Consider the following 12,964-nt stretch of genomic DNA (forward strand, 5'->3'; position numbering starts at 1 on the left):
TCAGCGCCTCCGGGAGGTCGGGTCGAGGGCCTCGCGCAGGGACTCGCCCAGCAGGGTGAAGCCGAGCGCGGTGATGGCGATGCACAGGCCGGGCAGGAACGCGAGCCACGGGTTGATGCCCAGCTCGGCCTGCGCGTAGGTGAGCATGCGGCCCCACTCGGCGGTCTCGGGGCGGCCGCCGCCGAGGCCGAGGAAGGACAGGGCGGCCGCGTCGATCACGGCCGTGGCCAGGGTGAGCGTGGCCTGCACGATCACGGGGCCCAGCGAGTTCGGCAGCACGTGGGACATCGTGATCCGCCCGCGCGAGAGGCCGAGGGTCTGCGCCGCGAGCACGTAGTCCGACCCCTTCTGGGTGAGCATCGAGGACCGCAGCAGCCGCGCGAACACGGGCACCTGCGCCACCCCGATCGCGATCATCACCGCGAACGGGGTCTGTCCGAGGATCGCCGCGATGGACACCGCCAGCAGCAGGTTCGGCACCGAGAGAGCAGGATGTCCACGACGCGCATCACCACGGAGTCCACCCAGCCGCCGAATGTGCCGGCCACCAGGCCGAGCAGCATGCCGCCGGCCAGGCCGAACGCCGTCGAGACGACGCCGATGAGCAGCGAGGCCTGCGCGCCCCAGATCAGCTTGGAGAGCACGTCCCCGCCGAAGCGGTCCAGGCCCAGCGGGTAGCCGGCCACCTCGCCGGGGCCGGGCACGTGGGTGGGGCGGATCTCGCGCATGCCGGGTGTGGCCGTGCCCGCGTACGGGGCCAGCACCGGGGCGAGGACGGCCACGAGCACGAAGAGCAGCACGATCACGGCGCCGGCGATCGCCGCCGGGTTGCGGCGCAGCCGCTGGAACGCGGCGCCCCACACGGAGGTGCCGCGGGCGTCCGCGGCGGCCTCGGTGGACGCCTGGGTGGCCCCGGCCTCGACGGGCGCCAGCGCGTGGTCGACGGCGTGCTCGGTGGGTCCGCCGCCGGGGCTGGGGGGCAGGTTCACGCTCATGAGACACGCACCCTCGGGTCGATGAGGCCGTAGGAGACGTCCACGACCAGGTTGATCAGCGAGTAGAGCAGGGCGATGAAGATGATGAAGCCCTGCAGCACCGGGAAGTCGAGCTGGAAGATCGCCTGGGCGAGGAACCGGCCGATCCCGTTGAACGCGAACACCGTCTCGGTGAGCACCGCCCCGGAGATCAGCAGGCCCAGCTGCAGGCCGAGCGTGGTGCTCACCGGCAGCAGGGCGTTGCGCATGATGAACCGGTCCCGGATCAGGCGCGGGGCCAGGCCCTTGGCGCGGGCCGTGCGCACGAAGTCCGCGTCCTGCACGTCCAGCACGGAGGCGCGGGTGATGCGCGCGATGATCGCCAGCGGGATGGTGCCCAGCGCGATGCCGGGCAGCACCAGGTGGGTCAGCGCGTTCAGGGCCGCGTCCCACTCGGCGGTGATGATGCCGTCCCACACGTAGAAGTTCGTGTAGTGGGTGGCGTCGATCCGCGGGTCCTGTCGGCCGTCCGTCGGCAGCCAGCCCAGCTTCACCGCGAACACCCACTTGAGGATGAACGCCAGGAAGAACACGGGCACCACCACGCCGATCAGGGACAGCACGACGGCGACGTCGTCCTGCCACCGGCCCACATGGCGGGCGGCCCAGTAGCCGAGCGGGATGCCGATGACCACCGCGAACACGATCGCGAAGATCGAGAGCTCCAGCGTGGCCGGGAAGCGGTCCGCGAACTCCTCGACCACAGACCGATTCGTCATGATCGAGGTGCCGAAGTCGCCGCGCAGCAGCCGCCCCATGTAGGTGACGTACTGCTCGAGCAGGGGCTTGTCGAAGCCGTACGCCGCGTTCACCCGGGCCACGGCCTCGGGGGTGGCGCGATCGCCGAGCAGGGCGGTGGCGGGGCCGCCGGGCAGGCTGCGGACCCACACGAACAGCAGGACGGACAGTCCGAACAGGGTGGGGATCAGCAGCAGCAGGCGCTTGCCGATGAGTCTGAGCACGAGGGGCCTCCATGCCGGCGCGGGGGCCGGGCCGGTCGGTGCGAGGGACGGGCGGTGGCGGGCGGGCCCGCGACGACGGCGCCGGGGCGCGGCGCCGTCGTCGCCGGCGGGGCGGGTCGTCCCCGGCCCGCCGGGCTCACTCGGTCAGGTCGATCTCGTTGAAGACCTCGTCGTTGACCGGGCTCGCCGGGTAGGAGGCCACGCGCTTGTCGAAGGCCAGCGACGGGGCCGGGTGGGCGAGCGGGACCGCCGGGACGATCTCGGAGATCTGCTCGTTGATCTCCTGGTACTTCGGCGTCTGCTCCTCGAGCGTCGGGATCTGGCGGGCCTCCTCGAGGGCGGAGAACAGCTCCTCGTCGGTGAAGCCGAACTCGGGCTTCTCCTGGCCGAAGAACACGCCCACGAAGTTGTCCGTGTCGTTGTAGTCGCCGGTCCAGCCGAGCAGGTGGATGCCGTGGTCCGCGGAGCCCTGCACCTGGTCGAGGTAGTCCGGGCTCCACTTGGCCGGCTTCGCGTTCACCGTGATGCCCACCTCGGCCAGCTGGCTCGAGAGGTTGGAGAACGCCTGCTCGGGGGTCGGCATGTACGGGCGCGAGACGCCCGTGGGGTAGTTGAAGTCGATCGTGAAGCCGTCCGGGTAGCCGGCCTCGGCGAGCAGCGCCTTGGCCTTGGCGGGGTCGTGCTCGTACGTGGTGACGTCCTCGCTGTACCCGTTCACGGACTTCGGGATGAACTGGGTCGCGGGCTCCGTGCCCTCGGGAAGGGTCTGCGCGATCAGGGCGTCCTTGTCGATCGCGTAGGCGATCGCCTGGCGCACCCGGACGTCCTGGAGCTCCTCCTTCTCCTGGTTCAGGCCCAGGTAGAGGATGGTGAACGGGTCGCGGGCCACCACGTTGAAGCCGGCCTCGGACAGCGCCGCGGTGTCCGCGGGGGCCACGAGGTCGTAGCCGTCGATGTCCCCGGCCTCGAGCGCCTGACGGCGGGCCACCGGGTCGTCGATCACGCGGAAGGTGATGTCCGTGACCTCGCCGCCCTCGCCCCAGTAGTCCTCGTTGGCGGTGAGCTTGACGTCCTCGCCCACGCTCCAGGACTCGAACTTGTAGGGGCCGGTGCCGGTGGGGTGTGCCCGGGCGTACTCGGACATCTGGGGCGACTCGGCGGTGCCGCCGACCTCGTCCGCCTTGTACTCCTCGAGCGCCTTCGGCGACTGCATGGCGAAGGCCGGCAGGGACAGGGAGGAGATGAAGCCCGCGAACGGCTGCGCCAGCGTGATCTTCACCTCGTGCTCGCCGGTGGCCTCGCACTCCTTGTAGACGGCGTCCTCGGGCTTGTCCGCGAAGCCGCGGAACAGCTTGCCGTAGTAGTACGAGAGGGTCTCCGACTGCTGGATGCCCGTGAAGTTGTACCAGCGGTCGAAGTTGGCGCACACGGCCTCCCCGTTGAACGGCTCGCCGTCGTGGAAGGTCACGCCCTCCTTCAGCTGGAACGTGTGGGTCAGGCCGTCCTCCGAGGACTCCCAGGACTCGGCCAGCAGCGGCGCGGGGTCCGCGGTGCCCGGCTTCGTGCCCACGAGGCCCTCGAAGATCTGACGGGAGACCCGGAACGTCTCGCCATCGCTCGCGAACGCCGGATCGAGGCTCTTGGGGTCGGAGGAGGCGGCGAAGATGAACGAGCCGTCCACTTGGGCGGCGTCGCCCCCGCCCGAGCCGCCGGAGCCGCCGCCGTCGCGCTGGCTCTGGGCGCAGCCGGTGACGAGCAGGGCGCCGGCCGCGGTGAGCGCGGCGGCGGACAGGAGTCGGTGACGCAGACGGGTGGCCATGGGGGCTCCTCCGGGAGAGGTCTCAGCCGAGACGCGGGTGCGAGGGGACCGCGCCGTCGGGTGTGACCTCGGGCACGCTCCTGGACGTGACTATAGCCACAAGCGCGGGCAGGAACGCAACGCAGGCCGCGTCTGCGCGTGCGGCACGGCGCCCTCAGGCCCCGGTGGGCACCCGCTCCCGACGCGCGGCGGCCCGCTCGCGGACCCAGCGCAGCACGTCCTCCGGACGGTTGGTGGTGAGCTCCTGCACTCCCTGGGCGAGGAGGAACTCGGCGTCCTCGCGCTCGTCGACGGTCCACACCCGCAGGCGTCGCCCCGCCGCCAGCCACGCCTTCACGTCCGCCAGGTGCTCCCGCACGTAGGCCACGGAGGGCCCCGCCAGCCCGGCTCGGCCGCGCCAGACGAGCGCCTCGGACCCCGCCAGCGACTGACGCGCCGCCGCACGCACCGCCGCCCGGCTCAGCGGCCCCCGCGCGAGCCGGGTCGGCAGCTCCGTCGGCATGAGGTCCATCAGGGGGCAGAGGGGGTCCGTGCCGGCCAGCGGAGCCACGTGGCGCAGCGCGTCCGGATGGAAGCTCATGAGGGACACCTGCACCTGACCCACCCGGCCGGTCTCCGGGTCCCAGCCGGCCCGCAGCAGCTCCCGCAGCACCCGCTCCTCGAGCTCATGCCCGAACGGGGAGGGATGCTTGAGCTCCACGGCCAGACGCAGCGGCCGGTCCGCGGCCGTCGCGATCGCCAGGAGGTCGGCCAGGGTGAGCACCTGCTCCCCCGCGCCGCCGTACGCGGCGGGCGGCGCCGTCGTCGTGGCGGGCTCGGCCCCCGGACGCCGGGCGTGCCACGAGACGACGTCGAGACCGCGCAGACGATCCAGCGTGTGGTCCGCGACGGCGCCGCGCCCGTCCGAGGTGCGGTCCACGGTGGGGTCGTGCCAGCAGACGACCTCGCGGTCCCGCGTGAGCTGGACATCGCATTCGAGACCGTCCGCGCCCACGGCGAGGGCGTGGAGCATGGCGGCGCGGGTGTGCTCGGGGAAGGCGGCGGAGGCGCCGCGGTGGGCGATCACGAGGGCGGGCACGCCGCCAGGCTAGGGAGCGCGTGTGCCGGCCACGTCACCGCAGGGTGCCCGGCTGGTTAACTGGTGGGGACCATTCGGTGCGCGCGATCAGGAGCCTTCCGTGTCCCTCTCCCCCGACCCCGCCCAGCAGCTGCTCAGCGCCGGCGCCCTCGAACGCGCGGCGGGCCTGCGGCGCATGAAGGCCGTCGCCCTGGGGCTGCTCATCCTGCTGGCCGTGGTGTTCGTGGTCGCGTTCCCGTTGCAGGACACCCACCCGGTGTGGGGCTACGTGCGCGCCGCCGCGGAGGGCGGCATGGTCGGCGCGCTGGCGGACTGGTTCGCGGTCACGGCGCTGTTCCGCCACCCGATGGGGGTGCCCGTGCCGCATACCGCCCTGATCCCGCGGAAGAAGGACCAGCTCGGCGCCGCGCTGACCGAGTTCGTGCAGGAGAACTTCCTGGACTCGGAGGTCGCCCACGAGAAGGTCGACGGATTGAAGGTGGCCGAGGCCGCCGGCGGCTGGCTGCGCCGTGAGGAGAACGCGGCCCGCACCGCCCGGGAGATCGCGACGGCGGCCCGGGGCGCCATGGCCGCGGCTGACGACGACGCCGTCCAGGAGCTGCTGCGCCAGCTGATGGAACGCCACATGGTGGCCCCGGACTGGTCCCCCACGCTCGCGGGCGTGCTGGAGGACGTGGTGGCCGGCCGGCACCACGAGCGCGTGGTGGACCTCGTGGTCGCCCACACCGGGGACTGGGTGGCCGCCCACCCCGAGCTGTTCGTCGAGACGGTGCGCCGCCGCTCCCCCGAGTGGAGCCCGGACCTCGTGGACCGCCTCCTCGCCGAGCGACTGCACGCCGAGACCCTCAAATACCTCGCCGGCATCCGCCGCGACCGGCAGCACGAGGCCCGCCGCGCCGTCGACGACTGGCTCGACCGCCTCGCCGACGAGATGCGGAACGAGCCGGCCACCCGCGCCTCGGTGGAACGGTTCAAGCGGAACCTGTTCGCGGACGAACGGCTGCGCGCGTGGGCCGGGCGGGCCTGGGTCTCCCTGCGGGACTCGCTCCTGGATGCGCTCGAGGACCCGTCCTCCGACCTGCATCGCGCGCTCGTGGCCGCCCTGCGCGACCTCGGCGCCCGCCTGCAGGAGGACCCCGAGCTGCGCGACCGCGTGGACGGCCACGCCCGCCGCGCCGCGGCGTATGCGCTGAGCTCCTACGGCCCGGCGCTCACCGGGGTGATCGAGGAGACGGTCGCCCGCTGGGACGGCGAGCAGACCGCGCGCACCCTCGAGCTGTTCGTGGGCAAGGACCTGCAGTTCATCCGCATCAACGGCTCGATCGTCGGCGCGCTCGCGGGCCTGGCGATCCACGGGGTGGCCACGCTGTTCCTCTGAGCCGCCGCCCCTACCCCGCACTTTCGAACGTGAAATGGGGCGAATGGGCGCTTTCGAGCGTGAGATAGGCCCTCTCTCACGTTCGAAAGCGCGGGGGCGGGGGCGACGGACGCGCGGGGGCGGGGCCGTCAGGCGGCGGGCTTGCCCTTCTTCTGCCTGTCGTCCTTCTCGTCCTTGCCGCCGGGCAGGGCGCGACGGATCGCACCGAAGACGCCGCCGTCGTCCTTGGTGCCATCGGCGCGCCCCTGTGCGGCGCCCTCGCGGATCTCGCCGGGGATCACCATCGGCAGGGGGCCGAAGAGCTCCGCGGCGTTCTCCATCACGGCCTTGCCCATGGCGCGGTTGCCCACGCCGCCGATCACGGCGCCCACGCCGAACGGCACGGCGCGGCCCACGAAGCCGGCACCCTGCCGCAGGCGCATCTTGCGCATGAACGTCCTCTTGAGGCGATCCACCACGAACGCGCTGATGCCGGTGCCCGATGCGGTGCCCGCGAGCGCGTTGAGGCTGGACTGCGGGTCGTAGGGACGGCCGGCCTTGGCGGCGGCCTCGCGGAGCAGCTCCTTGGCGTCGTCGCCGAGCATGAGGCCCATGACGAGGGCCTGGGCGCGCTGCGGGTCCTGCGTGGTGATGCCGTGCAGCTCGGCGAGGGACTGCGCGTAGAGGGCGGTGGCCTCCATGAAGCCGGCGACCGCGGCACCGGACAGGCCGAGCGCGGCCACGGTGCCGATGCCCGGGACGATCGCGGTGCCGCCCACGGCGGCACCGGCCCCCGTGACGGTGGTCAGGTACTGCTGCCCGAGCCGCTCGGCGAGACGCTCCGGGCTCTCCCCCGGGTGCTTCGCCGCCATGCGCTGGATGTTCTTCAGGACCAGGGGGCGCTGGACCGCCAACACCGTGGAGAGGGCCTTCTCGAAGCCCTCCGTGGGCTCGCCGTTCTCATCGAGTGCCGACTTCAGCCCGAAGTCCTTCACCTTCCCGGACGCGTACCGGCCGATCGTCGAGTTCTTTGCCATGCGCGCCACAGTATCGGCGCGCGACCCCCGCGGTCAGGACCCGGGCGTCGCCGCGCGCAGGGAGTGCTCGAGGAAGATGCGCACGTCACGGACCTCGTCGGGGCCGGTCCCGTGCAGGATCCCGGGGTAGGTGCGCACGGTCAGGCGGGTGTGCTCCTCGGCCCACGCGCGGGTGTGGGCGACGGCGTCCGGATGGATCACGGGATCCTCGGCGTCCCGGCCCCAGAAGAACGGGCGCGGGCCCGGTCCCTCGGCCGGGGAGTCGAGCATGGCCAGCAGCTCGTTGTCGACGGCGAAGCCGCTCAGGCCCACACCGCAGGTGAACGCCTCGGGGCGCAGACGCAGGACCGTCGTCGCCATGGCCATGCCCTGGGAGAAGCCGAGCACCGAGACCGTGCGGAAGCCGGCCGCCACGACCTCCTCGGCGGAGAGCACGTCGAACACGCGGTGGGCGGCGGCGAGCACCTGGGCGAAGTCGGACTGCAGCAGCAGGTCGAGCAGGAACCAGCCGTGCGCGCCGGGGTCGCCCGGGCCTTCGGACGCCGTCTCGTCGATCTCGAAGCCGCCGCGCACCGCCAGGCCGGTGCACCGCTCCGGGAGCATCGGGAAGTGGCGGCGCGCCGCGCGGACCTCGTTGGAGCCGTAGCCGTGGAACACGAGCACCAGGTCCGTGCCCGCGCGCTCCGCCGGCGGGCGCGACCACACCACGCTGTGGCCGGAACTGATCGTCTCGGTGACTGGTGGGGGCGTGGGGCTCATGGCTCCATCCTAGGGAGGACCCCCGACCGGGCGTCATGCCTGGTCAGGGGCCGTTTTCGCGTGGGCCCTGCGGGGATCGAACCCGCGACCGGCGGATTAAAAGTCCGATGCTCTGCCAGCTGAGCTAAAGGCCCTCACCCGCGGCCGACGACGACGGCGTGCGGCCGACGACGGCGACCCTCGCGGGTGCCCTCCGATGGTAGCCCAGGCGCCCGGGGCACTACCGTGGACGGGGCCGCCGCCTCCGGCGACCACATCCCCACCCCGATGCGCCCTCGAAGGGAGCCCGCCCATGGCACGTCACCGCCTGCCCGCCGGCCGCGGCGCCAGCTCGAGCGCCTCGGGCGTGCTGCGCCCCCACCGGCCCCGCCTCTCGGAACCGCAGGAGCTCACGCACTTCGCCGGCGGCGAAGACCCGCAGGAAGTGGCCGCGGCGGCCTCGCGCCTGGCCCACGCCCTCGTGGCCGGCGGCCGCGCGGAGGAGGACCCGGCCATCGTCGAGCGGCTGGTCGGGCTGGTCCGCGAGCTGGGCGTCGAGACGCTCGCCGAGCTGTGGGCGGACGCCCCGCCCGTCTCGCTCGCCGGCGCCCTGTGGCGCCTGTACGCGCTCCAGGAGGCGACGACCCGCGACGGCGAGCGCTGGGCCGCCTGGTACCGCGCCGGGCATGCCGCCTACGCCTCGCGCGTCGTGGCGGGCGCCGTCGAGCCGCCGGGGCCGGCCGAGCTGCGCCGCCTCACGGACACGATCCTCACGGGCGCCTACCGCTCCGAGATCGACGTCGCGTTCGAGCGCGCCGCGGCCTACGCCCGCGTCGTGGCTCTGGGCCAGGTCGAGCACGCCGAGGGCTCCGAGGCCGCCGCCCCGGACCGCGCCGCCGCCCTCACCCGCCGGGCCGCGCGCCTGGTCAGCACCGCCGACGCCCTGGAGGCGGCGGGTCGAGCGTTTCGGGACGGATCGCTAGACTGATGGGGACGGCGCCGGGCCGCTGGTAACCCCGGGCTCCAACACATAGCCGCTGCGAGCGGCCTTCCGCCGAGAGGCGTTCCCGGTCCGGCGTCGTCGTCGACCCCTTCGCCACCCGTCGACGAGAGAGCGACCGCTGCCCATGTCCCCCCGCATGCCCTGGCTCGTCACGCGCGACACCCCGGCGCTGCGCCACATGGCGGACCTCGCCGAGGCCCTGCACCGGTCCGTGCATCTGGTGGCCCAGGTCGCGGGGACCCGCGGACCCGAGGCGGACCGTGCCGCCCGTGAGCTCGAGGAGCTCGACTCGTCCTCGAGCGCCACCCTCATGGCCTTCCTCACCGCGCTGCGCAGCGCCTACGTGACTCCGCTGCCCCGTCAGGACCTCTACCGGCTGGCCAGCGGCGTGCACGCGACCACCCGGCGCGTCGTGTCGGCGGGCGTGCTGATCCAGCGGGCCGACCTCGAGGAGCTGCCGACGCACGCCCTCGACGTCCTGGAGACCGTGGGGCGGCAGGCCGAGCTGCTCGCCCGCGGCGCCGCCGAGATGCGCGACCTCGACGCCCTGGAGGCCACGTGGATGCAGCTGCTGCGCGCCTCCCGCCGCACGGAGCGGATCATGGTCGAGTGGCTCGCCGACCTCGGCATGGACCTGCTGCAGCGCGACTACAACCGCCAGCGCGAGGTCGCCTGGGCGCTGCACGCGGCGCTCGAGGCCCTCTCCCGCGTGAACATGGACCTGGGCATGGTGCTCGTCCGTGAGTCCTGAGCCGGTGGAGGCGCCGTGACCGCGGGGCTCGCCGTCGTCCTCGTGCTGCTGTGCGCCGTCGGCGCGCTGATGGGGTTCCGCGACGCCCCCAACGCCGCGGCGCTGCCTGTCCGGTACCGGGCGCTGACACCGCGCGGGGCCCTCCTCCTGACCGGAGCGGTCAACACCGTGGGCGCGCTGCTGGGCATCGGGCTCATCACGCTGAGCGTGCACTACTTCACCTCGCCCGCGGTGCGCAGCGAGATCGGCCCCCTGGCCGTGGGCGTGTCCTGCGCGGTGACCCTCGTGTGGGGTCTGCTGCTGTGGTGGCGGCGCCTGCCCGGCTCCAGCACGCACGCGCTGATCTCCGCGCTGGCGGGCAGCCACCTCGCCGTGCGCCTGAGCCTGCACATCGACGTCGCCCACACCATCTTCGACCTCGTCCGCGCCGAGGTGCTGCTCAGCCTGCTGCTCTCGCCCCTGATCGCGTGGGCGCTCGCCCGCCTGCTCACCGCGCCCGCCACGCGGCTCGCCACCCGCGGCACCACGGTCAACGTCCAGCACCGGGCCCGCGTCGCGTTGGGCATCTCCGCCAGCGCCATGGCCATGGGCCACGGCCTGCAGGCCGGTCAGCGCATGGGGGTGCTGTGGGCCGCCGTGCTGGTGGGGTCCGGGTCCGTCCTGGCGCCGGACGCCCTGACGGCCGAGTTCGTGGGGGGCGCGTTCCTGTTCGCCCTCGCGGTCGGGCTCGGCACGCTAGGGCGGCGCCTGGCGGATCGCCTGGACCCTCACCGAGCGTCTCGTGCGCCTCGACCCCCTGCGGGCGTCCGTGGCCGCCGTCATCCCCGCGGGCCTGCTGTTCGTCGGATCCCTGGTGTTCCACCTGCCCCTGTCCTCCACCCACACGGCGACGGCGGCCATCGTGGGCGCCGGCCAGACGCAGACCTACGCGTCCGTGCGCTGGCCCACCGTGCTGCGCGTGGTCGGCTGGTGGCTGCTCACGCCGGTGGCCTGCGCCCTCCTCGGCCTCCTCGGCACGCTGGCCCTCCTCCCGCTGGCCTGAGGCCGCGCCCGACGACGACGCCCGGCCCCGCAGACGCCGCGACCCCGCCCGGCGTGCGGCCGGACGGGGTCGGGGACGGAGCGCGGGGCGGCTCAGCCGAAACGGCCGGAGACGTAGTCCTCGGTCTGCTGGCTCGAGGGGTTGTTGAAGATGACGTTGGTGTCGTCGTACTCGATCAGCTTGCCGGGCTTGCCGACGCCCTGGATGTTGAAGAACGCGGTCTTGTCCGCCACGCGCGCGGCCTGCTGCATGTTGTGCGTGACGATGATGACCGTGTACTCCTCCTTGAGCTCGTTGATCAGGTCCTCGACGGCGAGGGTGGAGATCGGGTCGAGCGCGGAGCAGGGCTCGTCCATGAGGATCACGTCGGGCTGCACCGCGATGGAGCGGGCGATGCACAGACGCTGCTGCTGACCGCCGGAGAGGCCGGAGCCGGGCTTGTCGAGGCGGTCCTTGACCTCGTTCCACAGGTTGGCGCCGCGCAGGGACTTCTCCACGAGCTCGTCCGCACGGGACTTGTTCAGGCGGGTGCCGTTGAGCTTGTAGCCGGCCAGCACGTTGTCGCGGATGGACATCGTGGGGAACGGGTTCGGGCGCTGGAAGACCATGCCGATCTGGGAACGGACGCGGACCGGGTCCACACCGGGCCCGTAGATGTCCTCGCCGTCGAGCAGGAGCTGGCCGTCCACGGTGGCGCCGGGGAGCACCTCGTGCATGCGGTTGATGCTGCGCAGGAAGGTGGTCTTGCCGCAGCCGGAAGGGCCGATGAAGGCAGTGACGGAGCGGGGGGCGATGTCGATGTTGACGCCCTCGACGGCCTTGAACTTGCCGTAGAAGACATCGACGTCGACGGCCTGGATGCGCTTGGACATGAGTGGTTCTGTTCCTTCGTGGAAGTCTCTGGGGGGGGGTGCGACGGGGTCGGGGCCGGCCGCCCGGGGGATTCCGGGCGGCCGGGCCTCACCGGCCCTTCTTGGGGGCGAACGCCTTGGCGATGAACCGTGCCGCCAGGTTGAGCAGCATGACGATGGTGACGAGCAGCAGGGCGGCTGCCCAGGCGCGGGCGGTCGAGGGGTCCGCCGCCGTAGGCGAGGTCGGGGCGACCAGCTGGCGGTAGATGTACACCGGCAGCGCGGTCATCCAGTTGTCGAACGGGTTCCAGTTGATGCTGGTGGCGAAGCCGGCCGTCACGAGGATCGGCGCGGTCTCGCCCGCCACGCGGGCGATGGCCAGGGTGACGCCGGAGGCGATGCCGGAGATCGCGGTGGGCAGGACCACCTTGGCGATGGTCTGCCACTTGCGCACGCCGAGGGCGTAGGCGCCCTCGCGCAGCTCGTTGGGCACCACACGGAGCATCTCCTCCGTGGATCGCACGACCACGGGGATCATGAGCACCGAGAGCGCGATCGCGGCCGTGAGACCCATCTGCACGGACTGCAGTGCGGTGGACTTGCTGCCGGTGACCAGGGTCAGGACCCACGTGATCGCGGCGTAGGCGAAGAGGCCGGCCACGATCGAGGGGATGCCGGTCATGACGTCCACGAAGAACACGATGGCGCGGGAGAACCAGCCGCCGCGGCTGTACTCCACCAGGTAGATGGAGGTGAGCATGCCGATCGGCACGGAGATCAGGGTCGCGATGATCGTGATCACGACGGTGCCGATCAGGGCGTGGCCGAAACCGCCCGCGAGCCCGCCGGCGGGCTTGCCGTCCTCCACCCACGCCGAGTCGTCGATGCCGGTGATGCCCTTCATGTCGTACGCCATGATCTGCGGGTTGGCGATCAGGGTCGGCAGACCGGCGGAGAGGACCGACCACAGCACGGAGACCAGCGGCACCAGGGCCACGAGGAACGCCAGCCACACGAGGTTGCGGCACAGGCCGTCTGCGGCGCGGCGCCGGTTCTCCATCACGCGGGTGGCCACGTAGAGCCCCGCGATGTAGAGGATGGCGGCGATGATCACGAAACCGACGACGTTGAAGGCGCCGCTGAGCAGCACGGTCAGGCCGGCGGCGACGACGGCCGCGGCAGCTGCGACGGCCATCCAGGTCCAGCCGGGCTTCTGACCCTCGGTCAGGGAGTGACGCCGCGGCGTCACGCTGTCCTCGGTGGCCCGGGGAGAAGTCGAGACAGTGCTCATG

General features: G+C 72.7%; 11 protein-coding genes, 1 tRNA gene and 2 pseudogenes. 5 read left to right on the top strand and 9 right to left on the bottom strand.

Annotation, left to right across the window (positions count from 1 at the left end; genetic code table 11):
* The 4 genes and pseudogenes from POD19_RS02520 to POD19_RS02535 form a co-directional block, all read right to left on the bottom strand.
* Window positions 1–995: pseudogene (locus POD19_RS02520) on the bottom strand (ABC transporter permease).
* On the bottom strand, window positions 992–1,996 hold the full coding sequence (locus POD19_RS02525; protein ID WP_002856116.1) for an ABC transporter permease: 1,005 nt from the start codon (window positions 1,994–1,996) through the stop codon (window positions 992–994). The pseudogene POD19_RS02520 and the gene POD19_RS02525 overlap by 4 nt, the downstream one beginning before the upstream one ends.
* 136 nt (window positions 1,997–2,132) lie before the next feature.
* On the bottom strand, window positions 2,133–3,815 hold the full coding sequence (locus POD19_RS02530; protein ID WP_144818640.1) for an ABC transporter substrate-binding protein: 1,683 nt from the start codon (window positions 3,813–3,815) through the stop codon (window positions 2,133–2,135).
* A gap of 154 nt (window positions 3,816–3,969) precedes the next feature.
* On the bottom strand, window positions 3,970–4,893 hold the full coding sequence (locus POD19_RS02535) for a glycerophosphodiester phosphodiesterase (RefSeq protein WP_041103596.1): 924 nt from the start codon (window positions 4,891–4,893) through the stop codon (window positions 3,970–3,972).
* A gap of 100 nt (window positions 4,894–4,993) precedes the next feature.
* Between POD19_RS02535 and POD19_RS02540 the strand changes: the two genes are divergently transcribed.
* Window positions 4,994–6,271, top strand: coding sequence for a DUF445 domain-containing protein (locus tag POD19_RS02540; RefSeq protein WP_041103595.1), 1,278 nt, complete (start codon window positions 4,994–4,996; stop codon window positions 6,269–6,271).
* Between the two features lie 128 nt (window positions 6,272–6,399).
* Here the strand turns inward: POD19_RS02540 and POD19_RS02545 are convergent, their stop codons facing one another.
* From POD19_RS02545 to POD19_RS02555, 3 genes are all read right to left on the bottom strand, one after another.
* Window positions 6,400–7,287, bottom strand: coding sequence for a hypothetical protein (locus POD19_RS02545; RefSeq protein ID WP_041103594.1), 888 nt, complete (start codon window positions 7,285–7,287; stop codon window positions 6,400–6,402).
* Between the two features lie 33 nt (window positions 7,288–7,320).
* Window positions 7,321–8,046, bottom strand: coding sequence for an alpha/beta hydrolase (locus POD19_RS02550; RefSeq protein WP_041103593.1), 726 nt, complete (start codon window positions 8,044–8,046; stop codon window positions 7,321–7,323).
* Window positions 8,047–8,107: 61 nt separating this feature from the next.
* Window positions 8,108–8,180, bottom strand: a tRNA-Lys gene (locus tag POD19_RS02555).
* A gap of 158 nt (window positions 8,181–8,338) precedes the next feature.
* Between POD19_RS02555 and POD19_RS02560 the strand changes: the two genes are divergently transcribed.
* The 4 genes and pseudogenes from POD19_RS02560 (at window position 8,339) to POD19_RS02575 (ending at window position 10,821) form a co-directional block, all read left to right on the top strand.
* Window positions 8,339–9,013, top strand: coding sequence for a hypothetical protein (locus tag POD19_RS02560; RefSeq protein WP_041103592.1), 675 nt, complete (start codon window positions 8,339–8,341; stop codon window positions 9,011–9,013).
* Window positions 9,014–9,152: 139 nt separating this feature from the next.
* Complete coding sequence (locus POD19_RS02565; protein WP_036314859.1) at window positions 9,153–9,779, top strand: hypothetical protein; 627 nt, start codon at window positions 9,153–9,155, stop codon at window positions 9,777–9,779.
* 69 nt (window positions 9,780–9,848) lie between these two features.
* A pseudogene (locus tag POD19_RS02570) lies at window positions 9,849–10,454 on the top strand (inorganic phosphate transporter); the annotation flags it as partial.
* A 106-nt stretch (window positions 10,455–10,560) separates the two neighbouring features.
* Window positions 10,561–10,821 carry an inorganic phosphate transporter gene (locus POD19_RS02575; RefSeq protein WP_340309289.1) on the top strand — a complete coding sequence of 87 codons (261 nt, stop codon included), beginning with the start codon at window positions 10,561–10,563 and terminating at the stop codon, window positions 10,819–10,821.
* Between the two features lie 92 nt (window positions 10,822–10,913).
* Here the strand turns inward: POD19_RS02575 and pstB are convergent, their stop codons facing one another.
* Both pstB and pstA read right to left on the bottom strand, forming a co-directional pair.
* The gene (gene pstB, locus POD19_RS02580) at window positions 10,914–11,693 is read right to left on the bottom strand and encodes a phosphate ABC transporter ATP-binding protein PstB (protein ID WP_041103590.1); all 780 of its coding nucleotides are present in this window, start codon (window positions 11,691–11,693) and stop codon (window positions 10,914–10,916) included.
* 88 nt (window positions 11,694–11,781) lie between these two features.
* Window positions 11,782–12,963 carry a phosphate ABC transporter permease PstA gene (pstA, locus tag POD19_RS02585; RefSeq protein ID WP_036384203.1) on the bottom strand — a complete coding sequence of 394 codons (1,182 nt, stop codon included), beginning with the start codon at window positions 12,961–12,963 and terminating at the stop codon, window positions 11,782–11,784.
* Between the last annotated feature and the right edge of the window lies 1 nt (window position 12,964).

The sequence above is a fragment of the Micrococcus sp. GPGPB33 genome (assembly GCF_037853785.1).
GTDB lineage: Bacteria > Actinomycetota > Actinomycetes > Actinomycetales > Micrococcaceae > Micrococcus > Micrococcus luteus.

What these genes read in the sequence shown, in the direction of transcription:
- POD19_RS02530 (WP_144818640.1), bottom strand. Translation starts at nt 3,815, where the DNA reads ATGGCCACCCGTCTGCGTCACCGACTCCTGTCCGCCGCCGCGCTCACC.
- POD19_RS02545 (WP_041103594.1), bottom strand. Translation starts at nt 7,287, where the DNA reads ATGGCAAAGAACTCGACGATCGGCCGGTACGCGTCCGGGAAGGTGAAG.
- POD19_RS02550 (WP_041103593.1), bottom strand. Translation starts at nt 8,046, where the DNA reads ATGAGCCCCACGCCCCCACCAGTCACCGAGACGATCAGTTCCGGCCAC.
- POD19_RS02560 (WP_041103592.1), top strand. Translation starts at nt 8,339, where the DNA reads ATGGCACGTCACCGCCTGCCCGCCGGCCGCGGCGCCAGCTCGAGCGCC.
- POD19_RS02565 (WP_036314859.1), top strand. Translation starts at nt 9,153, where the DNA reads ATGTCCCCCCGCATGCCCTGGCTCGTCACGCGCGACACCCCGGCGCTG.
- pstB (WP_041103590.1), bottom strand. Translation starts at nt 11,693, where the DNA reads ATGTCCAAGCGCATCCAGGCCGTCGACGTCGATGTCTTCTACGGCAAG.
- pstA (WP_036384203.1), bottom strand. Translation starts at nt 12,963, where the DNA reads ATGAGCACTGTCTCGACTTCTCCCCGGGCCACCGAGGACAGCGTGACG.